Below are 25,885 nucleotides of genomic sequence, written 5' to 3'. Positions count from 1 at the left end.
AATTGCATCTTATCTAAAGGCCCCCCACGCCCGAAACCTCCCCCTCCCGGTCACTCCCTGAGCCCAAGCTCGCCGACCATCCGGAGCGCCGCCTGCGGTGTCACGTCAAGGGTTTCGGAGACCATGCCCGGCCGACACCAGTGGCCGGCACATGACGAGCTCGACGAGGGCCGGCAGCTTTGACGACGCCCGCCAGCCGGCCAGCCGCCGTTCCATCATTTGCCGCAGCAGCGACAACCGATCATGCTCTCTGAGGCCAAGTTCGGCAGCCGCGGCGAGGCCACCAAGGATAGCGGCAAGGCGCGTGTCTCGGTGGCGATGTCGGCGACGATCCACAGATATTGATTTGAGGCCGAGATTGAACCCGGCGAGATGAGCAGCCGGCCAAACCACGGCGCGTGCCGCAGGACCTGCAGCACGCTCCAGGCGTCGAGGGCGATGATCGCTCGCAGCACTGGCGGCAAGCCTTCAGTCTCACCGACTGTCGTGCGCCATTCAGCAAGGCGTTCATCCTGTCCCAGTCGAGATCATAAACGAGCGGATCCTTGTCAATCCTGCCGAGGCGCTCGGGCGTCTGGGCCTCGGCGATAGCGGCGTCAGAACGGGCGAGTACCGCGTCGATCGCCGCTAGCTCTGCCGCGATAGATGACGGCTCCCACAAAGTTTGAGTTGACCACCTCCGACGACGAGGCAACACTCGCCCCAGCAGCAAGGCAGGAGGAAAATCGATGGACGACCCAGATCGCTGGCGCCAGATGGCAAGTGCACCGAAGGACGGCAGCCGGATCCTGGTGACGATCCGGGCGTCCGAGCAGGGGCGGAGGTTGACCTCGCTTATTGGTCGCATGCGATCAGTTCGCAGAATTAGGCTGGCGCGCGTCGGATTCTCCGCCCGGGCACATCATCGAATATGCCGAGCCGGAATTGAAGTGTTGGATGCCGGTGCCTTCGGCCAATCGCACCTCGATGCCTTCGCCCTGGGAAGGCGATGACGACGAGCAACTCGATGGGTCGGGGGATTTAGACTTCCGGCAAATGAATGCCGGCGCGCATCCCTCGATGCAAAAGCCCCGCGGTCGTTGCCACACCGCGGGGCTCTTTGACGCCTAACCCGGGAGAAAAAGGTCAGGCGGCTTTAACTTTGTTGGATGTGCGGGCCCATTCCGGCAGCCAGTCGCCGTGGGTGGCGAGCAGGTCGTCGACCAGCGACCAGATCTGGTCGAGGTCGAGTTCGGCTGCGGTGTGCGGGTCCATCATCGCGGCGTGGTAGATGTGCTCGCGATTTTCGGTCATCAGCGCCTGCACCGTCAATTCCTGGACGTTGATATTGGTGCGGATCAGCGCGGTCAGCTGCGGCGGCAGGTCGCCGATGAAGGTCGGCTGGATGCCGGAGGCGTCGACCAGGCAGGGCACTTCGGCGGCGCAATTCTCCGGCAGCGAGGTGATGCAGCCATTGTTGCGGACGTTGCCGTAGATCACCGAGGGCTCGCCGGTCCAGACCGAGTTGATGATCGAGGAGGCGTATTCCTTCGAGGGCGTCACCTCGATCTTGTCGGCGCTGCGATAGGCCTCCGCCTGGCCCTTCCAGCGTTCGATCTGCTCGATGCAGCGTTTGGGATATTCATCGAGCGGAATGCCGAATTTCTCGATCAGGTCGTCGCGGCCCTCCTTGATGAAATAGGGCGTGTATTCGGCGAAATGCTCCGAGCTTTCGGTGACGAAATAGCCGAGCCGCGTCAGCATCTCGTAACGCACCTTGTTCGGGCAGCGCGGGTTCCAGCCGGGCTTCGGCGCCCTACCCTCGCGATAGCCGCGCACCAGATCGGGATAGAGGTTGCGGTAGGAGCCGTCGGCCTGGCGATGCTCGAATTTGAGATAGAAGGCCATGTGATTGATGCCGGCGGCGCGGTAGCGGATTTCCTCGTAGGGAATGTCGAGGTCGTGGGCGAGCTCCATCGCCGTGCCCTGCACTGAGTGGCAGAGGCCGACCTGGCGGATGGTGGGGTATTTCTCCGATATCGCCCAGGTGTTGATCGCCATCGGGTTGACATATTGCAGCATGATCGCCTCGGGGCAGACGGCGAGCATGTCCTCGCAGACCTTCCAGAGATGCGGCACGGTGCGTAAGCCCCGCATGATGCCGCCGACGCCCAGCGTATCGGCGATCGTCTGGCGCAGCCCGTATTTCTTCGGCACCTCGAAATCGGTGACGGTGCAGGGCTCATAGCCGCCGATCTGGAAGGCGACGACGACGAAATCGGCGCCGGCAAGCGCCTTGCGCTGGTCGGAATAGGTCTCTGCCTTGGCCTTGACCCCGAGCGTCGAGATCAGCTTGTTGACGACGATAGCGCTTTCCTCAAGCCGCTGCGGGTTGAGATCCATCAGCGCGATCGTCGCGCCCGACAGCGCCGGACGCTGCAACACGTCGCCGATGATGTTCTTCATGAAAACGGTGGAGCCTGCTCCGATGAATGTAATCTTGGGATTTGCTGCCATTATAACCTCCGGCATTCGATAGTCATGCTACCTCGAAAGCGGCTTTGACGAGCCGTTCGGTGTAGGCGGTCTTGGGATGGGTGAGAACTTCGTTCACGGGGCCCTCTTCGACGATCTTGCCGTGCTGCATGACGATGACGCGATGGCAGAGGGCCCGGACGACCTTGAGGTCGTGGGAGATGAAGAGGTAGCTCAAGCCGCGCTCGTCCTGCAGCTTGCGCAAGAGTTCAATGATCTGCGCCTGGACGGAAAGGTCGAGTGCCGATGTCGGCTCGTCGAGCAGGATAAATTCCGGCTCCAGCGCGATGGCGCGGGCAATGGCGATGCGCTGGCGCTGGCCGCCGGAAAATTCATGCGGGAAACGCGAGAGGATATTGCCGGGCATGCCGGCTGATATCAGCGCCTCGCGCACCCGGTCCTGCCGTTCGGCCCTGGTGGCGCCCAGCTTGTTGACGACGAGGCCTTCCTCGATGATCTGGCCGATCGTCATGCGCGGGTTGAGCGAGGAGAACGGGTCCTGGAACACCACCTGCATGCGGGCCCGTAGCGGCCGCATCTCGGCTCTGGAAAGCCCGTGGATCGGCTGATGGTCGAAATGGATCTCGCCGCTGTCGGGCGTATTCAGCCGCAGGATCGCCTGGCCGAAAGTCGTCTTGCCGGAGCCGGATTCACCGACGAGGCCGAGCGTCTCGTGACGGCGCAGCGTCAGATCAAGGCTGTCGACGGCGACAAGCTCGCGCATCGCCGGCTTGAGGAAGGAACCGTGGCGCAGCATGAAGGCGACGCGCACGCCCTTGGCGTCGAGGATGACATCCGATCCCGCCGGCAGCGGGTTGGCCTCGCCGCGCGGCTCGGAGGCAAGCAGATGCCTTGTATAGGCGTGCTGCGGATTGGCAAACAAAGCTTCGGTGGTGTTGTGCTCGCGCACTTCGCCATGCTGCATGACATAGACGTAATCGGAAAACTGCCGCACCACCGTCAGGTCGTGGGTGATGAGGATGACGGCCATCCCCATTTCCTTCTGCAGGTTGCGGATCAGGTTGAGGATCTGCGCCTGCACGGTGACATCGAGCGCCGTCGTCGGCTCGTCGGCGATCAAGACGTCCGGATCGTTGGCGAGCGCCATGGCGATCATCACGCGCTGGCGCTGGCCGCCGGAAAGCTGATGCGGATATTGCCGGATGCGCGCGGCGGGATCGGGGATCTGCACATGTTCGAGCAGTTCCAGTGCCCGCTGTTCCGCTTGCCTGCGGCTCATCCGGCGATGCACGCGGATCGCCTCGACGATCTGGCTGCCGATCGTATAGATCGGGTTCAGCGAGCTCATCGGCTCCTGAAAGATCATCGAGATGCGGTCGCCGCGCAGCTTCCGGCGCTCCCGCTCGGAGAATTTGAGGATATTGCTGCCGTCATAGGAAACCGTCGATTTGCCGGAGACGACGGCGCGCTTCGACAGAAGCCCCATCACCGTTCGCGCCGTCACCGATTTGCCGGAGCCGGATTCGCCGACGATGGCGATGGTCTCGCCGCGATAGAGCTGGAAGGAGACGTCCTTGACGGCTTCGACCATGCCGTCCTCGACCTTGAAATTCACCGCCACATTGCGGGCATCGATAACAGGCGTGTCCGAGCGGCCGTCATGGTCGTGGCGGACGGGCGGGGCGAAGGAATTGACCAGGGAAAGAGCCATATCAATCACCTCAATAAGGATCGACTGCGTCACGCAGTCCATCGCCCAGCGCATTGAAGGCGAAGACAGTGACGAGCACGAAGCCGACGGGAGAGAGAATCCAGGGATAGGAGCCGATCACCGAATAGGTCGCCGTATCCTGCAGCATCAGCCCCCAGGAAATCAGCGGCGGCTTGACGGCAAAGCCTAAGAAACCGAGGAAGGATTCGAGAAGCACGACGCTCGGTATGGCGAGCGTCACCGCGACGATGACGTGGCTCATCACATTCGGGAAAATATGCTGCAGGATGATGCGCCGGTCGGTGGCGCCGACCGCCATCGCCGCCCTCACATAATCGATGCGGGCGAGCGCCAGGGTCTTGCCGCGCACCTCGCGCGACATCTGCGCCCAGCCGAGCGCCGACATGACGATAATGACGAAGGCGAGAAAGACATTGGTCGGCGCCGTCACCGGGATCAGCGAGGTCAGCGCCAGGTAGAGCGGCAGCTGCGGGAAGGCGAGCACCAGCTCGACGAAACGCTGCAGCCAGACATCGAATGTGCCGCCGAAATAGCCGGAGACCATGCCGACCGTGGTGCCGATCAGCGTGACGATGAAGACGACGGTCAGCGCGATCATCAGCGAGATGCGCGAGCCGATGATGGCGCGCGACAGCACGTCGCGGCCGAATTTGTCGGTGCCGAGGAAATGCACCGGCTGGCCGTCGGTCGAGCCGAAGAAGTGGCGCTCCGCCGGGATCAGGCCGAACAGCTTGTATTCGGCGCCCTTGACGAAGAAGCCGAGCAGCCTCGGATTGTCGTAATCCATACCGACGATCGGCTGGAAGGTGACCGGGTCGAGTTCCTCGGAATCCGACAGCGCATAGACGCGCGGCTGGAAGACGAAATTGCCGTCCTTGTCGTGGAAGCTCATCACCTGCGGCGGGGCGAAGCCGACATCGGTCGCCTTCGGGTCCATCGGCGCAACGAAATCGGCAAAGATCGCCATGAGCAGCAGCAGGCCGACGAGGATGAGCCCGGCCATGCCGGTCCACGAGCGCCTGAGCCGGCGCCAGACCAGGGCGATGTAGCTCTCATGCCCGCGCGATGGCTTGCTGACCGAAGGTTCGGTCGTCGTCGGCGGTGGCGGCGAGGAGTCGAAAGCCAGCATCTCAGGCTCCTTCATATTGGCGGACACGCGGGTCGAGCAGCGCCAGCAGCATGTCGGCGATGATGTTGCCGACGATCAGCGTCGCCGACAGCACCAACATGAAGGTGGCGGTGACATAGACGTCGCCGATCGCCATCGAGCCGACGATCGCCGGGCCGACGGTCGGTAGCGCAAAGATGATGGCGGTCTCGATCTCGCCGGTCAGCATGTAGGGCAGCACGACGCCCTGATACATCACCAGCGGGTGCAGCGCATTCGGCACCGCGTGGCGCATCACCACCGCCCCGCCGGAAAGCCCCTTGGCCCTGGCCGTCTCGACATATTGGGCATTCAGCGTATCGAGCAGGTTGCCGCGCATCACCCGCATATTGTAGGCGAGCCCGCCGAAGGTGGCGATCGCCACGACCGGCCAGACATGGTGGACGAGGTCGACGAATTTCGCCCACGACCAGGGCGCCCCGCCATATTGCGGCGAGAAGAAGCTGCCGATCTCCGACACGTTGAACTGGAAGACCAGGAGATAGACGATGATCAGCGCCATCAGGAAGCGCGGCACCGTCATGCCGAGAAAGGAAACCGCCGAAAGCGTGCTGTCGATCCAGCTGTATTGGCGGGTCGCCGCCCAGATGCCGAAGCCGATGCCGAGCACGGAAGCGAAGATGTGGCAGACGAGCGCCAAGAGCAGCGTGCGCGGCAGCCGCTCGGCAACGACATCGGCGACCGGCTTGTTGTAGAACATGCTGTAGCCGAAATCGCCGCGGGTGACGATGCCGCCGATCCAGTTGACGTATTGCACGACCATCGGCTTATCCAGGCCGTGTTCGACCCGGTAGGCCTGTGCCTGGGCGTCGGCCTGGGCGTAGGAAGCGCCGCCCTGGTTGATCAGCTGCGATCTTATATAGTCGGCGTAGTCGCCGGGCGGAGCCTGGATGATCGCGAAGGTCACCACGCTCAGGATGAAGAGGACGGGGATCGCGGAGGCTATGCGCACGAGCAGGAATCGTAACATCGGACGGTCCGCTTTTCCTTGCCGCCAGTCGCTCCTTGTCGGCGCGGCCGGCTCGTTGGTCATATCCGGCCGCGCGCCACGCGCGGCCGGAAGTTCATTTCAGCTGGGAGGGAGTTCTCCGGCGCGCCGCATCGGATGCGACGCGCTCAGCTCTTTGTCCTGATGACACCGATCAGTTGATCGGACCCTTGTCGCCGGGCTTGCCGGGCAGCTGCTCGGGGAACAGCTCATATTTGCCCTGCTTGTCGGCGGCCACCCACAGGCGTTCGCGGATGACCGAATCTTCAGCCCAGTTGAACATGAAGATCGGGGTGCCCTGCGGCACGTTCGAGAACCGCTTGTTGATGATCAGCGCGCCCGGATATTCGGTCAGGCCCACCGTGTTGACGTGCTCGGTCGAGATCTTCTGATATTGCTTCATCAGATCGACGCGCTCGTCGTTGCTCTGGCTTGTCGTGAACTTGTTGACGACGTCGACAAGCTCGTTTTCGAAGGGCATCAGATCGAGCTTGTCGTCCTTGCCGGCGCGATGTTGCCAGCTGGTGCGCGGGCCGACGGGGGCGAGCTGCTCGGTATTCTGCACCACCGACGACAGTTCCGTCGTGTTGCGCTGGATCAGCCAGTCGAAGCGGCCGGCATAATGCGCATCGTCACGCTTGGCGCCGTCGAGCGCATTGAGGACGATCTTCAGCCCGAGCTTCTCCATCTGGCCGACGACACCTTCGGCAAGGCTCTTGTCGGTCGTGTACTGATTGTTGATCAGCATGACGATTTCGACATTCTTGCCGCCGGCCGTGCCGGCCGGGAAGTTGACGATGCCGTCGCCGTCGGTATCCTTCAGCCCTGCCTTGGCGAGTTCCGCCTTGGCGCCCTTGAGATCGAAGGGATAGTAGACGGTGGAGTTGCGGTCGTAGAAGCTGGTGCCGGATGAAAGCCCACCCGGATAGATCGCCGTGAACGGCCCCTTGACCAGCGAGTCGCCGATCGCCTTGCGGTCGAGCGCCATGGTGACGGCCTTGCGGAAGTCCTCGTTGCGGTTCAGTTCGCGGATCGCCTGGCCGCGCTCGTCCGGGCTGCCCCAGCCGTTGGCGGAAAAGTTCATGCGCAGGTTATAGCCGATGAGGCGCGGGCCGAAGGCCAGGCGGGCGGGTGCCGTCTTCTCGGCGGCACGCTTCAGCGAGGCGACGAAGTTTTCCGGCTGCTCGAGGTTGGAAATGTCGGCGGATCCCGCCACCGCCTGCACGTCGCGGTCGGCCCAGGTCGAGAGCTTGTAGTGCAGCTCATTGAGGTAAGGCAGCTGATTGCCCTTCTCGTCGACCTTCCAGTAATAGGGGTTGCGGCGCAGTACGATGATATCGTCGGAGCGATATTCGACTGGCACCCAGGCGCCCATCACCGGCATGTTCATGTATTCCGGCGGGAAGGCGTTCTTGAACTGGTCGTAGGTGTTCTTCGAATATTTCGGATGCTGGGGTTTCAGGATATGCGACGGACCCGGGCAGAAGTTCGGGTAGGACATCGTGTAGAGATATTGCTTCGGGAAGGCCTCCTTGAAGGTCCATTCGACGGTGTAATCGTCGATCTTCTTCAGCGTCGTGCCGACGCCGAAAGCCTCCGGCGAGGCGCCGCCGCCGAGCGGCGAGACGTTCGGATCGATGACTTCGTCATCCCAGTAGAACATGATGTCGTCGGCATTGAACGGCGCACCGTCAGACCACTTGGCGCCTTCGACCAGGTGCATGGTCAGCTTGTGGCCGTCGGCGGACCAATCCCAGCTCTTGGCCAGGTTCGGCAGCGGCTCGGTGTCCTGGGCTTTCACCTGGAACAGCGGCGCGGTGCGCGTCAGGCATTCGGAAAGGCCGATATCGATACCGCCCCAGCCCTGCGTCTGGCCGGCGCCATAGTTCCAGCCTTCCGGCCGGCCGCCGATGACGTGGCGCATCGTATCGCCGTAGACGCCGATGCCGTCGGGCATGTTGCCGGTTTTGAAGACCATCGGCTCCTTCGGCAGACGGTCCTTGACCGGCGGCAGCTTGCCGGCGGAGACGAAATTCTTCGTGACCCAGTCGGGTTCGTGATATTCCGGCAGCGCCTTGAACTCCAGAATGGAGTCGCGCGCCACATAGTTGATCTTGCCCTCGGCCGGGAATTCCGGCGGCACCGGCGGCACGGTTGCCTCTGAGGCATAGGCATTCACCGCCAGGACCGAGACGCCGAGCGCCAGTCCGGCCAGAATGCTTGCTTTGCGGAAATTCATCATCGTTTCTCCCTTTTGTTCCGGAGCGCGGGTCACGCGGCTCTCTTCTCCTCGAACGATATGAAGGCGGGCCCGATGTCATGGATCTCCCTCCCGGAAACCCATGACGACCAGCCTTCACGAAAAGTCAGACGGCCTGTTTTAGCGCCGCCTTTTCCGCGCGCAGCTCTTCGATCGAGCGGACGCTGCGGCGTGCGGCGCCCGCCCAGTCGCGGGTCTGCACCTTGGATTTCGACAGCCGCTCCTTGGCGGCCGGCACGGCATCGGCATATTGCGGCAGCCAGCGCGCCTGGGCAACGACCATCTCGTCGACCATCTGCCAGACCTCCTCGGGCGTCGAGACGGCGCCGACCAGCGGATCGTGCAGCACGGCGAGCTTCAGAAGGTCGATGTCGCCTGTGACCGCCGCATGCACCGACATGCGCTGGACGTTGATCGAGGCGATGCAGGTGGCCGCGCAGGCCTCCGGCAGGGTGACGCCGGAGACCATGTTGATGCCGAAACGGTCGACGAAGCCGGGCGATTCGATGATCGCATCGGCCGGCAGGTTGGTGATGACGCCGTTGTTCTTGACGTTGAAATGGCCGCGATAGACCCGGTTCGTCTCCAGCCCCTCGAGGATGTGGCTCGCATGTTCGTTCGAGCGCTTGGCAGGGTCGATCGGCTTTGAGGCGGATTCCAGGAATTGCGGGAATTCGGTCTCGAACCAGTTGCGGGTTTCGGTGGAATGGCGGAGATAGCCGCCGGTTTCGCCGTGGATCCAGTCGGACATGTCGATCCAGCGGGTGATTTCCTCCGGCCGCTTGCGGTACCAGGGCAGGTATTCCGAAAGGTGGCCGTTGCTCTCGGTGGAATAGACGCCGAAACGCTTCAGCACGTCGATGCGCAGTTTCTCCTGTTGCGAATAGACCGGATGCGCCTCGAAGGCGGCCACCAGTTCGTCCTTGCCGATCTTGCGGCCGTTGAGGCGCAGGTCAATGAACCAGGTCTGATGGTTGATGCCGGAGCAGATATAATCGAGCTCACCCAGCGACTTGGCGCCGAGCACCTCGGCGATCTGTTCGGCGCCGTGCTGGACGCCGTGGCAGAGGCCGACGGTATCGACCTTGCCGTATTCGATCGCCGCCCAGGTGTTCATCGCCATCGGGTTGGCATAGTTCAGGAATTTCGCGCCCGGCTCGGCGACCTCTCTGATATCCTTGCAGAAGTCGAGGATCACAGGGATGTTGCGCTGGCCGTAGAGAATGCCGCCGGCGCAGATCGTATCGCCGACGCACTGGTCGATGCCGTATTTCAGCGGGATCCTGATATCGTCGGCATAGGCCTCAAGGCCGCCGACGCGCACGCAGCTGATGATGTAGCGCGCGCCGGTCAGTGCCTGGCGCCGGTCGGTCGTCGCCGTCACCTTGGTCGGCAATCCGTTCGCCTCGACGATCCGGTCGAGGATCGCCTTGATCATCTCCAGATTATGTTCGCTGAGATCGGTCAGCGCGAATTCGACGTCGCGAAACTCCGGAACGCACAAAATGTCGGTAAACAGCTTCTTGGTGAAACCAACGCTGCCCGCACCGATGATAGCGATTTTGAAACTCATGATCTTCACCTCGACCCAATCGAATGCTACAGAAAAGACGGCCATGAAGGATCAAGCCGCATGCTAGCGCATGCGGTTGAAAAAGCCGAAAAACTGTCTGTTTTCCTCCCGGCCGCTCTTTCGGCCGTGGACTCTTCCCTGTTTGTCGAGCGGGATTATGCCCGAAATCGGCAAGCCGACCAGAGAAGGATTATGCTTTCAGGGGTAATTTTGTGCTGCAGAATTTGATTGCCAACGGACAGTCGATGAGGACGGTTTCGCTGCCCCGCGGCCGCCAGCGATTGCATGCCATGCCGACGAGCTCCGGCTATGAAGTGCGCGAGAACGAACCCTATGACTGGGATGGCCGCAGGCGCGGCCAGACGCCCTTCACCGTGCTGCAGCACACGATCAGCGGCAGCGGCCGGCTGCGCTACCAGAACCGCAATTATCGGCTTCAGGGCGGCGATACGCTGCTGGTGCTCGTGCCGCACAATCATCGCTACTGGCTGGAGAAAGGCGACCGCTGGGAATATTTCTGGATTTCGATGAATGGCGAGGAGACGCTGCGCATTCACCAGCTGGTGCTGTCGACGGCCGGCCCGGTGCTGAAACTGCAGCCCTCGACCATCGATCATCTCGCCGATTGCAGCCTGCGCCTCGTCACCGGCGCGACCTCGCCGGGGGCGGCCTCGGCGATCGCCTATGAAGCGGCGATGGCGCTTTATGACGACGTTTTCGGCTCGCCGGCCTTTGCCGCCGAGCTCAGCCTGATGCAGCCGGTGATCGACCATATCAACGCCAATCTCGAAAAGCCGCTGCCGGTCAGCGAACTCGCCGGCATCGTCGGCCTCAGCCGGGCGCATTTCTCCCGCAGCTTCGCCGAGAGCGAGGGCATGCCGCCGGCCGAATTCGTGCTGCAGCAGCGGCTGCAGCGCGCCGTCAAGCTGCTGACCAAGGCGGATTTCCTGCCGGTCAAGGAAGTCGCCATCATGTGCGGCTTCGAGGATCCGAACTATTTCTCCAAGGTCTTCCGCCGGGTCTACGGCACCAACCCGACGGAATTCCGCACCACCGGCATGTATGCCAGCATCGGCAAGCTGAAATAGCCGCCGGCCGGGGTCATCTCAGGCCCGCACCTCGAACACCATGTTGAACGGGGTTTCGGTGGCGCGGCGGAAATGGGTGAAGCCGGCGTCGAGCGCCACCTTGCGAAGCTTCATTTCCCCCGCCTGGGCGCCGAGCCCGAGCCCGACCTCCTGGGAGAGCGAGGCCGGCGTGCAGATCATCGTCGAGGCGCCGTAATAGACGCGGCCGACGGGGTTGAGATTGTCCTTGAGATGGTCATGGGCAAAGGGTTCGACGATCAGCCAGGTGCCGTTCGGCCCAAGCGTTTCCTTGACATGCTGGCCGGCGCCAACAGGATCGCCCATATCATGCAGGCAGTCGAACATGGCGACCATATCATAGCCGCGCCCCGGAAATTCCGCCGCCCGGCTCTGCTCGAAGGTTACACGGTCGGCAACGCCGGCATCCTCGGCGGCGGCCTTGGCTTTTTCGATCGACGGGCCGTGGTAATCGAAGCCGGTAAAATGGGAGGCGGGATAGGCCTGCGCCATCAGGATGGTCGAGGCGCCATGGCCGCAGCCGACATCGGCGACCTTGGCGCCGGCCTTGAGCTTGTCTTCCACCCCGGCCAGCGCCGGGATCCATTCGGCGACGAGATGGCTGTTATAGCCGGGACGGAAGAAGCGCTCGGTGCCCCGGAACAGGCAGGTGCTGTGCTCATGCCAGCCGAGCCCCTCGCCGGTGCGGAAGGCATCAGTGACCTTCGGCTCGTCCATCCACATGGATTGCACGACCTCGAAGGCGCCGACGAAGAAGGCCGGGCTGTTTTCTTCGGCAAAAACCATCGCCTGCTCCGGCGTCAGGCTGAAACGATCGGTCTTTTCGTCATAGACAATATAATCAGCCGCCGCCTGGGCGCTCAGCCACTCCCGGAGGTAACGCTCCTTCACCCCGGTTTTTGCGGAAAGCTGCTGGACGTTCATCGGCGTCCCATCGGCCATCGCCTTGAAAATTCCCACCTTGTCGCCCAGCACGACCAAGGCGCCCGACATGGCGGCGCCGACATCACCGACCAGCCGGCCGACGAGCGCATCGAGTTTCTGCATATCTGGCTCACGCATTGTTTCCTCCCGAGTGCGTGATTAAGGGACTGCAAAATTAGGCTTTAATAATATTCAGTCAATCAACCTTGCCTTTCAGGGGATGAATCTGAAGTATTAAGGGTCGAAAGAATGCGGGGGGAGTAACACGTGGCCCCGACAAAATGCTGACACCACGCCCCTCATCCGCCTGCCGGCACCTTCTCCCCGTAAACGGGGCGAAGGGGGCAAGCCGCGACCTTTCCGTCTCTCTCCAGCGTCTCGCGTGGCACGTCCCCTCTCCCCGTCAGAACGGGGAGAGGGTTAGGGTGAGGGGCAGCCTTCGGCGCAAATCGAACTTCGGCACGCGATGACGCTCTCATCACCGCTTGTGCAAGATTGCATTTTTTATATAATCCGTCCCACGACACTTTCGACGCAAGGCTATCATGACGGACCTGTCTTCCGCTCAATGCCGCGCCGCACGCGCCCTCCTCGCCTGGTCACAGGACGACCTCTCCTCGGCCGCCAACGTCGCCAAGGCGACGATCGCCAATTTCGAGGCGGGCAAACGCTCGCCCTATGACCGAACCCTTCAGGATATGAAGCAGGCCCTGGAGGCAGGCGGCGTCGTTTTCATCCCGGAAAACGGTGGAGGGGCCGGTGTGCGCCTTGCCAAACGCGCAAATTCGATCGACACCAACGAGACCGAAACGGTTCAATATGAAGAATATCTCGAAAACGACGCGCCGCCCGGCGCGGGTGGCTGACTGATGACAAAGAAAGAAAAGCTGGAACACTCGGAACTGGCCGGAGAATTCACCGATGACGGGATCACCGTGCTCGTCGATATCTTCCGCACATCCGGCAGCAATGAAGACTGGACGATGGAAGTCGTCACCCAGGCCGAGGATCTGATCCGCTGGGACGAACCCTTTGCCACCGACCGGGAAGCGTTCGACGAATTCCTCGCCACTGTCGCCCGCGATGGTATTCGATCCTTTCTCGACGATGAAGAACCGTCCGTTCACTGAGGAATCGTCGTGAAAAGCATCAATGATCTGGTCGCCTCTGCGAAAACCGTCTGCGACCGATACCGGGCCGGGCGAATGGAACGCGAGACTGTGCGCGAATGGGTCCTCGGCCTTGGCGCCTATCCAGGCCCGCATGGGGACCGCGTGCGCGAAGCGATGGATTGGTTCCGCCTGCACAATCGCGAGCCGGTTTCCGACGACATCGTGCTGGTGGATATCGACCGGCTGCAGGCGATTTCAGCGCCGTGATCTCATGGCGCCTGGCGAGCCCGGCTGGCGCAATCACGCCGGTCCTCGGCGGCGTAGGACCAATGGCGATCATCCGCCTGATGCATAATGCCCCCGTCGCAAGTCGAGGGCGGCTGGCAAAGTTTTAGTTCGTCCGATCAGTAGAAGGAACAGCACGTGGCAGCATTTCCGGAAAAGGCAAAGGTCGTCATCATCGGCCTCGGCGGTATCGTCGGCGCCTCCATCGCGCATCATCTCGTCGAGCGCGGATGGGACGATATCGTCGGCATCGACAAGTCGGGCATCCCGACCGATATCGGCTCGACAGCCCATGCCTCGGACTTCTGTTACACCACCAGCCACGACTATCTCTCGGTCTGGACGACGCAATATTCGATCGATTTCTACGAGAAGATGGGCCATTACGCCCGCATCGGCGGCCTGGAAGTGGCGCGCACCGGCGACGATACCTGGATGGAGGAGATCAAGCGCAAGCTCTCCTCGGCCCGCGCCTTCGGCACCCGCGCCCATTATGTCAGCCCGTCCGAGATCAAGGAGAAGTTCCCGCTGATCGAGGAAGATCAGGTGATGGGCGGCCTTTACGATCCGGATGCCGGCCTCGTCATTCCGCGCTCGCAGACCGTTGCCGGCAAGCTGGTCGATGCCGCCGAAAAGGCCGGCAAACTCAAGGTATTCGGCAACACGCCGGCCAAGTCGCTGATCGTCGAAGGCGGCCGCATCAAGGGCGTCGTCACCCATCGCGGCACTATTATGGCCGACCACGTGATCGTCTGCGCCGGCCTCTGGGGCCGCCTGATCGCCGAGATGGTCGGCGAAGACCTGCCGGTCATGCCGGTCGACCACCCGCTCACCTTCTTCGGTCCCTATAATGAGTTCGAAGGCACCGGCAAGGAAATCGGCTTCCCGCTGCTGCGCGACCAGGGCAACTCCGCCTATATGCGCGATACCGGCGATCCGGCGACGACCGAAGGCGGCCAGATCGAGTGGGGCTATTACGAAGCCGCCAATCCGCGCATGTGCCATCCGCGCGAGCTTCTCGAAAAACACGAGGCGCGCCTTTCGCCTTCACAGCGCGACCTCGAGATGGAACAGATCATCGAGCCCCTCGAGCGCGCTATGGAACTGACGCCGATCCTCGGCGAACTCGGCTACAACGAAGGCCACTCCTTCAACGGCCTGCTGCAGGTTTCCGCCGGCGGCGGCGCGTCCTGCGGCGAGAGCCAGAAGGTCAGGGGTCTCTGGTATTGCGTTGCCATCTGGGTCAAGGACGGCCCGGGCTACGGCAAGCTGATCGCCGACTGGATGACCGACGGCCGTACCGAAATCGATCACAACAGCATCGACTACGCCCGCTTCTATCCGCATCAGCTGACGGAAGAATTCATCGAAGGCCGCTGCTACGAAGCCGCTCAGAAGATCTATTTCCCGGCCGTTCACACCCGCGAACCCTATCTATCCGGCCGCAACGCCAAGCGCTCGCCGTTCTACGAGCGCGAAAAGGAGCTGGGTGGCTACTTCATGGAGCTGGGCGGCTGGGAGCGTGCGCACGGCTATGCCGCCAACGAGCACCTGCTGGAGAAATACGCCGATCGCGTGCCGGTTCGCGAGAACGAATGGGACAACCGCCATTTCTGGCGCGTGTCGAATGCCGAGCATCTGGCGATGAGCGAGGATTGCGGCATCGTCAATCTCAGCCACTTCCACATGGTCGATATCGAGGGGCCCGACCATGTCGAGCTGATGGAATGGCTGTGCGCCGCCAAGGTCGGCGGCGATGCCAACATCGGCAAGGGCGTCTATACCCACTTCCTCGACGACGAAGGCATGGTCCGCGCCGACTTCACCGTCTTCCGCATGGCCGACCGCTGCCGTCTCGTCAACGGCGCCGATGCCGGCCCGCGCGACCTGCACTATATGAAGCGCGTCGCCGAAGACCGCGGCCTCGACGTCACCATCACCGACGTCTCGGAAAAATTCGTGACGGTCGGCATCTGGGGTCCGAACGCCCGCGAGACGCTGAAGAAGGTCGTGGCCGATCCGGCCGGGCTCGATCAGGAAAACTTCGCTTTCGCAGCGATCAAGCCGATCGAAATCGCCGGTAAAACTGTCACCGCCTTCCGCATCTCCTATGTCGGCGAGCAGGGCTGGGAATTGCATATGAAGTACGAAGACGGCCTCGCCGTCTGGGATGCGCTGCGCTCGACCGGCGTAATGGCCTTCGGTGTGGAAACCTATGCAAACTCGCGCCGCATGGAAAAGAGCCTGCGCCTGCAGAACGCCGACCTGCTGACCCAGTACAACCTGATCGAAGCCGATCTCGCCCGTCCGAAGGTCAAGGAGGCCGATTTCCGCGGCAAGGCGAAGCATCTCGAATACAAGGCGCGCGAGCACCAGCCGGCCATGCTCTGCACGCTTGTGATGACCGAGAATACCGACAAGTCGGGCGTCAAGCGTTATCCGCTCGGCAACCTGCCGGTCGTCGACCCCGCCACCGGCGAGGTCCTGGTCGACGAGCTCGGCCGCCGCTCCTACACGACCTCGATCGCCTACGGCCCGACGGTCGGCAAGAACATCGCTCTGGCCTATTTGCCCTGGTCGCATTGCCAGGTCGGACGCAAGCTGAATGTCGAATACTTTGCCGAGACCTATCCGGTGGAAGTCGTCGGCGTCGGCTACAAGCCGATTTACGACCCGGAAAATCTGAAGCCGCGCACTTAAGCGCTCAAGCACTTGTGGCGCCCCATGCGGGCGCCACAGTCGTTCTAAGCCCATGTTCTAGTCGCCGTCGCCATTGCCGTTTTCGAGGCCATCGCCCGGGGCTCTGCTCGGGACGAAGCGTTTCGAGATCAGCCAGCAGCCGAGCGCCCAGAGCGCCCCGGCGCACCATCCGGCGAAGACATCCGTCGGGTAGTGGACGCCGAGATAGATCCGGCTCAGACCGATGATGACGGCCAGGAAGACGCCGGCGGCCATGACGAAGATCCGCGTCGAGGGGTAACGCTGTGTGCGGGCTAAGAGCGCGCCCAGCGTCAGATAGGTCACCGCCGAGACCATGGCGTGCCCGGAGGGAAAGCTGAGATCGCTGACCTCGACCAGATGCGGGACGATATCGGGGCGCGGCCGGGCGACGAGGATCTTCAGCGTCGCGCTCGCCAGCCAGCCTGATAGTACCGAGGAAAAGATGAAGAGCGCGATCGGCCAGCGCCGGTCGAGCAACAGATAGGCAGTGACGAGGACCGTCATCAGCGAGAGAACGGTGACGCCGCCGAGACTGGTGATGTCACGGACGGCATGCGTCAGCCAGCCGGGGCCGATCGGCACGCCAAGCTCGCCCGGCCGTCGCAGCGCCAGCAGGATCGCCTCGTCGAAGCGGAAGGTCTCGCCTTCGAGCACCTCGCTCGTCAGCCGCTGCAACACGAACAGCCCGCCGGCGACGGATGCCAGCATGATCAGCGTCAGCGGCTCATATGCGGTGAACCTCGCCCAAAATCCGCGTCGTTGAACCTCGCTCATGCCTGAGTTCGAACTCCCTTCTAATCATGCCGTTCCCCGCCAAATCGGCAAGGTGGGCCGCAAATTCAAGACCTTGCGACATTTGAGGGTCGTTCATAAGGGCATCCGCTGCCCCTCCCGCCGGCTCGGTAGCAAAAGCTCAACCTTCTTTTGCTATCGCTGGAGCGATTGACCTAGAGAGGTTTCGGCGATGAAAATTCTGACCGCGATGGTTCTGATGGCAGCCGTCCTGCCGCCGGTCTCGGCCTTCGGCGAGACCGAATGGATGGGCGACGCAAGGCAATGGTCGGTCGGCTTTGCCGGCGAGCATCCTGCCTATTGCCGGCTGCTGTGGAACAGCGAGTTGGGCAAGACGATGGAATTCCGTCAGAGCGCCACCGAAACCTTCTGGCTGGTCTCGAAGAACACCTGGGACATTCCGGCCGGCACCACGACCGAGGTGACGCTGACCGATCGGGCGATCACCAAGGTGGTCGCCGCCGAATTCTTCGACAAGAACACGCTTCGTCTCTGGCCCAAAGGCAGCAAGGGCAGCGCCGGCCTGAAGAAGATCATCAAGAATTCCTTTGCTGGAACGCCTGACGTGCAATTGACCTTTGCCGGCGACGAAGGCGACTGGACGCTGCCGCTTTCGCGGGTGGACCAGCTCTATCCCACCTTCGCCCAGTGCCTCAAGCGGCTCGAGGCCAGCGAACCGGCCAAGCAGGATACGGCGACCAGCAAACCTTTCTGACCGCCTGTCCTGCTCAGCTGAACGGTGGCGGCGCCGTCTCGCGGATCAGACTGCGCACGACCTCGATATCGCCGTTCAGCGGCCGCTCGTCGCCATAATGGGAGATGCGCTGGCGCACGGCTTGGTAGACCATATCCGTGCCCGCCGCCCGCGGCGCGGTCGCCGCCAGGAAATCATGCGCCTGGGCCGCGGCCATCAGCTCGATCGCGAGGATATATTCGGCATTGTCGATGACCGCGAGCAGCTTGCCGGCGGCGGCTGTCGGATGGGCGAGGAAATCCTCCTGCAGGCCGGAGGTCAGTCCGCCGTCCAGGGCCGCGGGTGCTGCAAGCCGGCGGTTGTCGTTGCTGAGCGCGGCTGCGGTATATTGGGCGATCATGAAGCCGGAATGGCTGCCGGCATCGCTCGCCAGGAACGGCGGCAGGCCGCTCACCAGCGGATTGACCAACCGGTCCATGCGCCGCTCGCTGATCGCGCCGATCTGCGCCAGCGCAATGGCCAGACTGTCGGCCGCCTGCCCGAGCGCCGGGGCGACGGCATGGGCCTCGGAAGAAACGATGGGCTGCTCCGGCGTGCCCGACACCGCCGGATTGTCCGTGACGGAAGCAAGCTCCTGATCGGCAATGCGGGCGGAATTGTCGAAAACGTCGCGGGCGGCGCCATGGGCATGCGGCACCGAGCGTAGGCTGAGGGCATCCTGGGTGCGCCGGCCGAAGGCGGCGGCGACGAGGCCGCTGCCCTGGAGGCGGGCGCGCAGCGTCGCTCCGACCTTTTCGATCCCGGTGGACGGGCGCAGCTTCAGCACCGCCGCGTCGAAGGCGGCGATCTGGCAGCCTGCCGCTTCCAGCGTCAGCGCCGCGATGGCATCGGCCCAGTCGAGCAGCCGTTCGGCGCGCAAAAGCGCCGTCGCCATCAGCCCCGTTGCGCAGGCCGTGCCGTTGACGAGGCTCAGGCCCTCCTTGGCGCCGAGCACCAGCGGCTCGAGGCCTATCGCCGCCAGCGCCTCGCGGCCGCTCATCTGCCGGCCGCCCAACGTGGCGCTGCCTTCGCCGATCAGGACGAGCGCGGTATGGGCATTGTGGGTGAGATAACCGGCCGAGCCTTTCGACGGCACGTCGGGAATGCAGTCATGCTCCAGCAAGGCTGTGAGATGCTGGACGATCTCGCGCCGCACGCCGGAATGGCCATGGGCAAAATTGGCGATCTGCGCGGCGATGATGGCGCGCACTTCGCGCCCGGCCAGCAGCGGCCCGACGCCGCAGGCATGGCTGAGCACGATGCTGCGCGACAGCAGGCTCTGCGAGGCGCGGTCGACCACGGTATCGGCCAGCGCCCCGACGCCTGTGTTGACGCCATAGGCGCGCACGCCGGTCTCGACGATGCTGGCGACGATGCGGCTTGCCTGCTCGACCCGCGCCCAGGCGGCCGGCGACAGCGCAAGCGCCTCCCCTGCCCCGACGCGCGCGACGTCGCGCCAGGTCAGCACCCTATCGATGGTGATGGTCATTGCCCTGTTCCGAAATGGCCGATGAACTGGCGGAAGGCCGGCGACGCGCCGCCGCCGAACATCTCGTCCGGCTTGCCGCTGCTTTCGATCAGCCCCTCGCGCATGAAGACGACGCGGTTGGAGACGTTGCGGGCAAAGCTCATCTCATGGGTGACGACGAGCATGGTCATGCCTTCCTCGGCAAGCGCGCGCATGACGCGCAGCACCTCGCCTACGAGTTCCGGATCGAGCGCCGAGGTCGGCTCGTCGAAGAGCATCACCTTCGGCTTCATCGCCAAAGCGCGGGCGATTGCGGCACGCTGCTGCTGGCCGCCGGAAAGATGGGCGGGATAGGCATGGCGTTTGTCTGCGATGCCGACCTTTTCGAGCAGCGCCTCGGCCTCGGCGATGCAGTCGGCGCGCGGCCGCTTCAGCACATGGATCGGCCCTTCGATGACGTTCTGCAGGATCGTCATGTGGGACCAGAGATTGAAGGACTGGAACACCATGCCGAGTTCGGAGCGGATATGATCCACCTGCTTCTGGCTGGCCGGTTTGCTCCGCCCGTTCTTGTGCACCATCTCGATGTGCTCGCCATCGACCCAGATCTCGCCGTCGCTGGCGGTTTCGAGCATGTTGATGCAGCGCAGAAAGGTCGATTTGCCGGAGCCGGAGGCGCCGAGCAGCGAAATGACATCGCCGTCCTCGGCATCGAGGGAAATGCCGCGCAGCACCTCATGCGTGCCGAAGCTCTTGCGGATATTGCGGACCGAAAGTCGGGTAACGCCTGGCATGGTTGCTCCAATCGGTTCAGGTTCGACCTAGAGCATGATGCCGAAAAGTGTGAGCGGTTTTCGGACGACATCATGCTCTAACTCTTTAATGTAGAACAGGATTCAGATTTTAGGCCGACCCGGCCTAAAATCATCCTGTTCTAGGCCTTCAGCGGCTGCGGGGCCGCGCGGCGGTGTCGGGACAGCGAATATTCGAGCAGGGCCATGCCCTGCAGGATGATGAAGTTCAGCACGAGATAGATGATCGCCGCGCAGAGGAAGACCTCCATCGTGCGGTAGGTCTGCGAGATCAGCCGCTGGGCGACACCGGTGACCTCCCAGACGGTGACGAGGCTTGCGAGCGCCGTCGACTTCATCATCAGCACGATCTCGGTGGAATAGGCCGGCAGTGCATGACGGAAGGCGATCGGCGCCAGGATGCGGCGCACCATCAGGAAGCCGGACATGCCGATCGAGCGCGCCGCCTCGATCTCCTTCGGCGAAACGGCGCGGATGCCGCCGCGGAAGATCTCCGCCGTGTAGCCGGCGGTGCAGAGCGCCAGCGACAGCACGGCGCAGACCATCGGCTCGCGCAGGAACGGCCAGAGGAAGGAATAGCGGATGACGCCGAACTGGCCGAGGCCGTAGAACACCAGGAACATCTGGATCAGGAGCGGCGAGCCGCGAAAGACGAAGATATAGCCCTTGGCGAAACCCGACAGATAGCGGTTGCCGCTGACCCGCATCGTGACGATGACCAGCGCCAGTAGGCCGCCGAAGAGGATCGACAGCGAAAACAGGATCAGCGTCGTCGGCACCGCCTTCAGCAGCGTCACCATGGTCGAAGCGAGAAAAGTGAAATCCATCGTCGCCTCCTTACGCTTGGCCCATGGCGGAGGCCGGCATGCTGCGATTGGCGCGGCGTTCGGCGCCGTTGAAGATGCGGTCGGAAAGGCTGGTCAGGATCAGGTAGAGGCAGCCGCCGGCGATGAAGAACAGGAAATATTGCCGCGTCGAACCCGCCGCGACCTGGCTGGTGCGCATCAGCTCGGCAAGGCCGGTGACCGAAATCAGCGCCGAATCCTTGAGGCTGAGCTGCCAGACATTGCCGAGACCGGGGATGGCCAGCCGCAGCACCTGCGGCATGATGATGCGGCGGAAGCGCATGGCGCGATGCATGCCGATCGCCGAGGCCGCTTCGAGCTCGCCCTTGGAGATGGCGAGGAAGGCGCCGCGGAACACCTCCGCCTGATAGGAGCCGGAGATGATGCCGACGGCAAGCGCGCCGGCAGCAAAGGAAGGCAGGCCGAGAAAACCCTCATAGCCCATCGCCTTGCCGATCGAGGTGACGGCCGAGGAGCCGCCGAAATAGATGAGATAGATGATCAGCAGTTCCGGCACGCCGCGAAAGACGGTCGTATAGACATTGCCGAGGGCGACGAGGATAGGATTGCCGGAGAGCTTCGCAGCCGCGACGAGCGCACCCAGCACCGCGCCGATCGCCAGTGCCGTCGCGGTGACGGCCAGCGTCATCAAGGCGGCGATAATGAGCAGCGCGCCCCATCCCGTCGAGCCGAAGCCAAGCAGTTCCAAGCTTGCCATATCGTCCGTTCCCCGTCCGTGGCAGTGTTTTCTGGATTGAAAATAACACGCGGTCTCCGGCGATAAAGCCGGAGACCGGCGCCTGCGGCCAAACGGCCGAAGCGCTTACTGCTGCGGGCTGACGTCGACCTTGAACCACTTCATCGAAAGGTTCTTGACCGTGCCGTCGGCAAGCGCCGACTTGATCGCCACGTTGAACTTGTCGCGCAGATCGGTATCGGCCTTGCGGATGCCGAGACCTTCGCCCTCGCCCCAGATGGAGCCGACGATCTCAGGACCGGTGAAATCGAGCGTGTCGTTGGCGCTCTTGAAGGCATTGGCGAAATAGACGGCGTCGTCGAAACCGAGGTCGATACGGCCGTTCTGCAGGTCGAGGTCGCGGTCGGCGCCGGTCTTGTATTCGCGGATCTCGGCAATATCGCCGAAATTGTCATAGACGAACTTGGCGTAGACGGTCGCCGCCTGGATGCCGATCGTCTTGCCCTTGAAGGCCTCCTTCAGCGCATCGATCTCCTTCACGCCGGTCTGGCCGGGCGTCATCTTGATCGTGGCGCCGGTGCCGGCAGCTTTCGCCAGCGGGCTATCCTTGGCGGTGGCGAAGGCGGCGGGGGTGGCGGCATAGGGAACGGTGAAGTCGATGACCTGCTTGCGCTCCTCGGTGATCGACAGCGCATCCATGATGACGTCGAACTTGCCGGCATTGAGCGCCGGGATCATGCCGTCCCAATCGGAAGCAACCAGCGTGCATTCGATCTTGGCGCGCTCGCACAGCACCTTGGCAAGCTCCGGCTCGAAGCCGCCGAGCGTGCCGTCGGCATTGGTGAGGTTCCACGGCGCATAGGCGCCTTCAAGCGTAATGGTCGCCTTCGTCCAGTCCTTGGCAAAGGCGGGAGCGGCAAAGGCGGAAAGGGCGGCGACGCCGCAAAACAGGATGGCGCTAAATTTCATTGATGAATTCTCCTCTGGAGTTGAAACAGACCTTGCGGCACCGCCGATCTCCGCCGGCTTGCCCTTTCCGTCCTATTTTTGTCTCAAGGACCGATTGGGAGGTTGTATATGGTACCATATGAGATATTTTGTGATATGCAAGAGGAAAGTCGATTATGTAGAAAATTGCATCCGTGCAAAAGGAATAGGCAATGAAGCGTTCCGGCGAGATGAAGCGCGACTTGGCGGGAAATGACAGCACGCCGCTTTACGCCGGCGTCAAACAGGTGATCCTCGACCGCATCCACAGCGGCGAATGGCCGCCGAAATACCGCGTGCCGTCGGAAAACGAGCTGGTCGTCGAACTCGGCGTCAGCAAGATGACCGCCAACCGGGCGCTGCGCGAACTTGCCAATGAAGGCGAACTCGTCCGCATCCAGGGCGTCGGCTCCTTCGTCGCCGAGCGCAAGGGTTATTCGGCGCTGTTCGAGGTGCGCAACATCGCTGAGGAAATCGCCGAACGCGGCCATGTCCATGAAGCCTCGGTCGTCGTTCTGGCCCGGGAAACCGCCTCTCCAGAGATCGCCGACGCCTTGGAGCTGGCAATCGGCGCCGCTGTTTTCCACTCGCTGATCGTCCACAGCGAAAACGGCGTTCCGGTGCAGATCGAGGACCGCTTCGTCAATCCGGACGCCGCTCCCGAATATCTCGAGCAGGATTTCACGACCCTGACACCGAACGCCTATCTGACGGCCGCCGCCCCGCTCAGCGGCTCCGAGCACGTCGTCGAGGCGGCGATGCCGCAGGCCTGGGAATGCAAGCTGCTGACCATCCTCAAGAGCGAGCCGTGCCTGACGATCCGCCGGCGCACATGGTCGGCGAAACAGGTGGTTTCGACCGCCCGCCTCGTCTATCCCGGCTATCGCTACCGGCTCGAGGCACGCAGCGGCAAGATGTTCGAAGACTAAAACACCCGCGACGTTGTATATGGAACCTATGATTATTGCGACGCCGGTGTGAACCGCGCCACCAACGCGTGACGATCGCCGGGATAGGTGAAGCGCACATGGGTCACCGGGCCGGCGCCGCTCCAGGTGCGGCGCTCGACCACCAGGCAGGCGGTGTTGCGGGCGATGTCGAGGGCCGCCGCCACCTCGGCGCTGGCAGAGACGGCGTGGATCCGGTGTTCGGCGGTGCTCCACGGCACCTGGTTGAGCAGCCATGGCCCCGGCGCCACCGTCAGGAAGTCGGCATCGGCCGCCTCCGGCACGGTCGCAAGGCTGATCAGCCGCTCCTCCAAACAGAAAGGCCGCGCGCCGGCATTGTGGATGCAGACCACCTCGACGACCGAGGACGCCAGAGGCAGCTCCAGCCGGCGACTGTCTTCCGCCTTGGCCTTGCGGCTCGTCTTCTTCGACACCGCGTAGGAATAGGGCAGGTTCAGCGACTGCACCTCGGCCTTGATGTCGTGGATTTCGAGAACCGCCGATTGCGCCTGCGGCTGGGTGACGAAGCTGCCGGATTTCTTGCGACGCTCGATGAGGCCAGCCTTGGCGAGCTGGGTCAGCACCTTGTTCACCGTCATCCGCGAGACGTCATACTGCGTGGCGAGATCGACCTCGAAGGGAATGCGATGCCCCGGCGGCCATTCGCCCGAGACGATACGGCCCTCGATGTCGCCCAGGATGCGCTGATGCAAGGTAGGATCCCTGCTTTGATTCATCGCCACGTTCCGATTGGTTTTCCGATCTAGCGCAATTCCAGCAGATATGTGAAGCCGTTCTGCGTCCGGAATTGCGTGAAAACAACGGGATAGAGCATTTTCGCGAAACGAGGAAACATGGAAATGCTCCAGGGCCGCTACCCAGCCGTGAAAAGCTCCTTTTCAGGCGGCCAGCAACTCGCCCATCGCAGCAAGGAAGCGACGGTCGATGGCGTCACGCTTGAGATGGCGACCGCCCTCCACCTGCTTGCGGCCGCGCGCCCAGACGCAATCGACGGAGATGCCGCCGGCAAACAGCCAGTGATCGAGGATCTGGTCGCCGGAGAGATAGGGAACGGCCGTGGCATCGAGCGAAACGAGATCGGCGTGATGGCCTGCGGCGATACCTGCCGGGGCTTTCAGTGCCGCACCGCCGCCGGCAAGCGCTTGGTTGAACAGCGAAAGCGCCGTCGAACCGCCGGGGGCGGCCACGACATTGCGGGCGCGCAGCGCCAGGCGCTGCGAATATTCGAGCTGGCGCAGCTCCTCCGGCACGGAGATCAGCACGTTGGAGTCCGAGCCGATGCCGTAACGCCCGCCCTCTTCGAGGAAGAGCGGCACGGCGAAAGCGCCGTCGCCGAGATTGGCCTCGGTGATCGGGCAGAGGCCGGCAATCGCCCCGCTCTTCGCCATCCGCCGCGTCTCGTCGTCGGTCATGTGCGTTGCATGGATCAGGCACCAGCGCTCATCCACTGGCATATGATCGAGTAGCCACTGCACCGGCCGGGCACCCGACCAGGCGACGCAGTCCTCGACCTCCTTCACCTGCTCGGCGACATGAATATGGATCGGGCCGTCGCCCGCCATCGGCACGAGCTTCGCCAGTTCCTCCGGGGTTGCGGCGCGCAGGCTGTGCGGCGCAAGCCCGAGTTCGGCGCCGCCGAGCCGGCCGGTCACTCCGCGGCATCCCTCCATCAGCCTCTCGAAGCTTTCGAGCGAATTGATGAAGCGCCGCTGGCCGTCGATCGGCTGAGCGCCGCCGAAGCCGGAATGGGCATAGAAGACCGGTAGAAGCGTCAGGCCGATGCCGGTCTCTTCACTTGCAGCGCCGATGCGTTCGGCAAGCTCGGCGATATTGGCATAAGCGCCGCCATCCCTGTCATGATGGAGATAGTGGAACTCGCCGACCCGGGAAAAGCCGGCCTCCAGCATTTCCGCATAGAGCTTGGCCGCGACCGCCTCGACATGTCCAGGCGTCATCGCCAAAGCGAATTTGTACATGACCGTGCGCCAGCTCCAGAAGCTGTCGTTTGCCGGACCGCGTACCTCGGCAAGACCGGCCATCGCCCGCTGGAAGGCATGGCTGTGCAGGTTGCCCATGGCCGGAACGATCAGGGCATGGCGCTCATCGCCGGGCGCGGCGGACACACCGGCCTCGACCCGGGCGATGCGCCCGGCTTCCAGCGTCAGCCGCACATCCTTCTGCCAGCCTTGCGGCGTCAGAGCTGTACCTGCGTGAAGTATGGTCATGGCCTTTTCTCCCC

General features: G+C 63.0%; 22 protein-coding genes and 2 pseudogenes. 8 read left to right on the top strand and 16 right to left on the bottom strand.

The features are described from left to right. Positions 1 to 9: 9 nt before the first annotated feature. Positions 10 to 634: pseudogene (locus tag QMO80_RS26705) on the bottom strand (RHE_PE00001 family protein); the annotation flags it as partial. A 94-nt stretch (positions 635 to 728) separates the two neighbouring features. Between QMO80_RS26705 and QMO80_RS26700 the strand changes: the two are divergent. Further along, positions 729 to 1,017, top strand: a pseudogene (locus QMO80_RS26700) (hypothetical protein); the annotation flags it as partial. Between the two features lie 108 nt (positions 1,018 to 1,125). On the opposite strand, the gene QMO80_RS26695 reads toward QMO80_RS26700, so the two are convergent. From QMO80_RS26695 to QMO80_RS26670, 6 genes are all read right to left on the bottom strand, one after another. Further along, on the bottom strand, positions 1,126 to 2,496 hold the full coding sequence (locus QMO80_RS26695) for an alpha-glucosidase/alpha-galactosidase (protein ID WP_183777949.1): 1,371 nt from the start codon (positions 2,494 to 2,496) through the stop codon (positions 1,126 to 1,128). Positions 2,497 to 2,518: 22 nt separating this feature from the next. Next, positions 2,519 to 4,186, bottom strand: a complete 1,668-nt coding sequence (locus tag QMO80_RS26690; RefSeq protein ID WP_283200893.1) for an ABC transporter ATP-binding protein — start codon at positions 4,184 to 4,186, stop codon at positions 2,519 to 2,521. A gap of 10 nt (positions 4,187 to 4,196) precedes the next feature. Further along, positions 4,197 to 5,336, bottom strand: a complete 1,140-nt coding sequence (locus tag QMO80_RS26685) for an ABC transporter permease (protein WP_283200892.1) — start codon at positions 5,334 to 5,336, stop codon at positions 4,197 to 4,199. 1 nt (position 5,337) lies between these two features. Then, positions 5,338 to 6,345: an ABC transporter permease gene (locus QMO80_RS26680; RefSeq protein ID WP_183777946.1), complete on the bottom strand. Its 1,008-nt coding sequence runs from the start codon at positions 6,343 to 6,345 to the stop codon at positions 5,338 to 5,340. Positions 6,346 to 6,517: 172 nt separating this feature from the next. Next, positions 6,518 to 8,605 (bottom strand): ABC transporter substrate-binding protein, encoded by a 2,088-nt coding sequence (locus QMO80_RS26675; RefSeq protein ID WP_283200891.1) that lies wholly within the window; start codon positions 8,603 to 8,605, stop codon positions 6,518 to 6,520. 124 nt (positions 8,606 to 8,729) lie between these two features. Further along, positions 8,730 to 10,196, bottom strand: coding sequence for an alpha-glucosidase/alpha-galactosidase (locus QMO80_RS26670; protein WP_116276666.1), 1,467 nt, complete (start codon positions 10,194 to 10,196; stop codon positions 8,730 to 8,732). Between the two features lie 245 nt (positions 10,197 to 10,441). Between QMO80_RS26670 and QMO80_RS26665 the strand changes: the two genes are divergently transcribed. Then, a complete protein-coding gene (locus tag QMO80_RS26665; protein WP_283201233.1) occupies positions 10,442 to 11,284 on the top strand; it encodes an AraC family transcriptional regulator in 843 nt (280 codons plus the stop codon). Between the two features lie 18 nt (positions 11,285 to 11,302). Here QMO80_RS26665 and QMO80_RS26660 read toward each other — a convergent pair whose 3' ends face one another. Further along, a complete protein-coding gene (locus tag QMO80_RS26660; RefSeq protein ID WP_283200890.1) occupies positions 11,303 to 12,364 on the bottom strand; it encodes a class I SAM-dependent methyltransferase in 1,062 nt (353 codons plus the stop codon). A gap of 407 nt (positions 12,365 to 12,771) precedes the next feature. Between QMO80_RS26660 and QMO80_RS26655 the strand changes: the two genes are divergently transcribed. The 4 genes from QMO80_RS26655 to QMO80_RS26635 all read left to right on the top strand — a co-directional run bounded on the left by QMO80_RS26655 (position 12,772) and on the right by QMO80_RS26635 (position 16,323). Continuing rightward, positions 12,772 to 13,092: a helix-turn-helix transcriptional regulator gene (locus QMO80_RS26655; protein ID WP_064843132.1), complete on the top strand. Its 321-nt coding sequence runs from the start codon at positions 12,772 to 12,774 to the stop codon at positions 13,090 to 13,092. 3 nt (positions 13,093 to 13,095) lie between these two features. After that, entirely contained in the window at positions 13,096 to 13,356 is a 261-nt protein-coding gene (locus tag QMO80_RS26650) for a hypothetical protein (protein WP_088940643.1), read from the top strand. 9 nt (positions 13,357 to 13,365) lie between these two features. Further along, positions 13,366 to 13,605 carry a hypothetical protein gene (locus QMO80_RS26645; RefSeq protein ID WP_097625540.1) on the top strand — a complete coding sequence of 80 codons (240 nt, stop codon included), beginning with the start codon at positions 13,366 to 13,368 and terminating at the stop codon, positions 13,603 to 13,605. Between the two features lie 156 nt (positions 13,606 to 13,761). After that, entirely contained in the window at positions 13,762 to 16,323 is a 2,562-nt protein-coding gene (locus QMO80_RS26635; protein WP_283200888.1) for an FAD-dependent oxidoreductase, read from the top strand. 57 nt (positions 16,324 to 16,380) lie between these two features. On the opposite strand, the gene QMO80_RS26630 is transcribed toward QMO80_RS26635, so the two are convergent. Then, on the bottom strand, positions 16,381 to 17,118 hold the full coding sequence (locus QMO80_RS26630) for a phosphatase PAP2 family protein (protein WP_283200887.1): 738 nt from the start codon (positions 17,116 to 17,118) through the stop codon (positions 16,381 to 16,383). 190 nt (positions 17,119 to 17,308) lie between these two features. Here QMO80_RS26630 and QMO80_RS26625 point away from each other — a divergent pair, with 190 nt between their 5' ends. Continuing rightward, complete coding sequence (locus QMO80_RS26625) at positions 17,309 to 17,851, top strand: hypothetical protein (RefSeq protein ID WP_283200886.1); 543 nt, start codon at positions 17,309 to 17,311, stop codon at positions 17,849 to 17,851. A gap of 13 nt (positions 17,852 to 17,864) precedes the next feature. Here QMO80_RS26625 and hutH read toward each other — a convergent pair whose 3' ends face one another. The 5 genes from hutH to QMO80_RS26600 all read right to left on the bottom strand — a co-directional run bounded on the left by hutH (position 17,865) and on the right by QMO80_RS26600 (position 22,660). Then, on the bottom strand, positions 17,865 to 19,358 hold the full coding sequence (gene hutH / locus QMO80_RS26620) for a histidine ammonia-lyase (protein ID WP_283200885.1): 1,494 nt from the start codon (positions 19,356 to 19,358) through the stop codon (positions 17,865 to 17,867). Further along, a complete protein-coding gene (locus QMO80_RS26615) occupies positions 19,355 to 20,131 on the bottom strand; it encodes an ABC transporter ATP-binding protein (protein WP_283200884.1) in 777 nt (258 codons plus the stop codon). Before QMO80_RS26615 ends, hutH begins: the two co-directional genes overlap by 4 nt. Before the next feature lie 140 nt (positions 20,132 to 20,271). Continuing rightward, a complete protein-coding gene (locus QMO80_RS26610) occupies positions 20,272 to 20,976 on the bottom strand; it encodes an ABC transporter permease (protein WP_040140927.1) in 705 nt (234 codons plus the stop codon). Positions 20,977 to 20,986: 10 nt separating this feature from the next. Beyond that, the gene (locus tag QMO80_RS26605) at positions 20,987 to 21,712 is read right to left on the bottom strand and encodes an ABC transporter permease (protein ID WP_283200883.1); all 726 of its coding nucleotides are present in this window, start codon (positions 21,710 to 21,712) and stop codon (positions 20,987 to 20,989) included. Between the two features lie 105 nt (positions 21,713 to 21,817). Continuing rightward, complete coding sequence (locus QMO80_RS26600; RefSeq protein WP_283200882.1) at positions 21,818 to 22,660, bottom strand: transporter substrate-binding domain-containing protein; 843 nt, start codon at positions 22,658 to 22,660, stop codon at positions 21,818 to 21,820. A gap of 191 nt (positions 22,661 to 22,851) precedes the next feature. Here QMO80_RS26600 and hutC (QMO80_RS26595) point away from each other — a divergent pair, with 191 nt between their 5' ends. Further along, positions 22,852 to 23,607, top strand: a complete 756-nt coding sequence (gene hutC / locus QMO80_RS26595; RefSeq protein WP_283200881.1) for a histidine utilization repressor — start codon at positions 22,852 to 22,854, stop codon at positions 23,605 to 23,607. 32 nt (positions 23,608 to 23,639) lie between these two features. On the opposite strand, the gene hutC (QMO80_RS26590) is transcribed toward hutC (QMO80_RS26595), so the two are convergent. Continuing rightward, complete coding sequence (gene hutC / locus QMO80_RS26590) at positions 23,640 to 24,362, bottom strand: histidine utilization repressor (protein ID WP_064808163.1); 723 nt, start codon at positions 24,360 to 24,362, stop codon at positions 23,640 to 23,642. A gap of 162 nt (positions 24,363 to 24,524) precedes the next feature. After that, positions 24,525 to 25,871: a formimidoylglutamate deiminase gene (locus QMO80_RS26585; protein WP_283200880.1), complete on the bottom strand. Its 1,347-nt coding sequence runs from the start codon at positions 25,869 to 25,871 to the stop codon at positions 24,525 to 24,527. Positions 25,872 to 25,885 lie beyond the last annotated feature (14 nt).

This window comes from Rhizobium sp. BT03, from assembly GCF_030053155.1.
Classification (GTDB): domain Bacteria; phylum Pseudomonadota; class Alphaproteobacteria; order Rhizobiales; family Rhizobiaceae; genus Rhizobium.
This window is presented reverse-complemented; position numbering and strand designations above follow the sequence as displayed.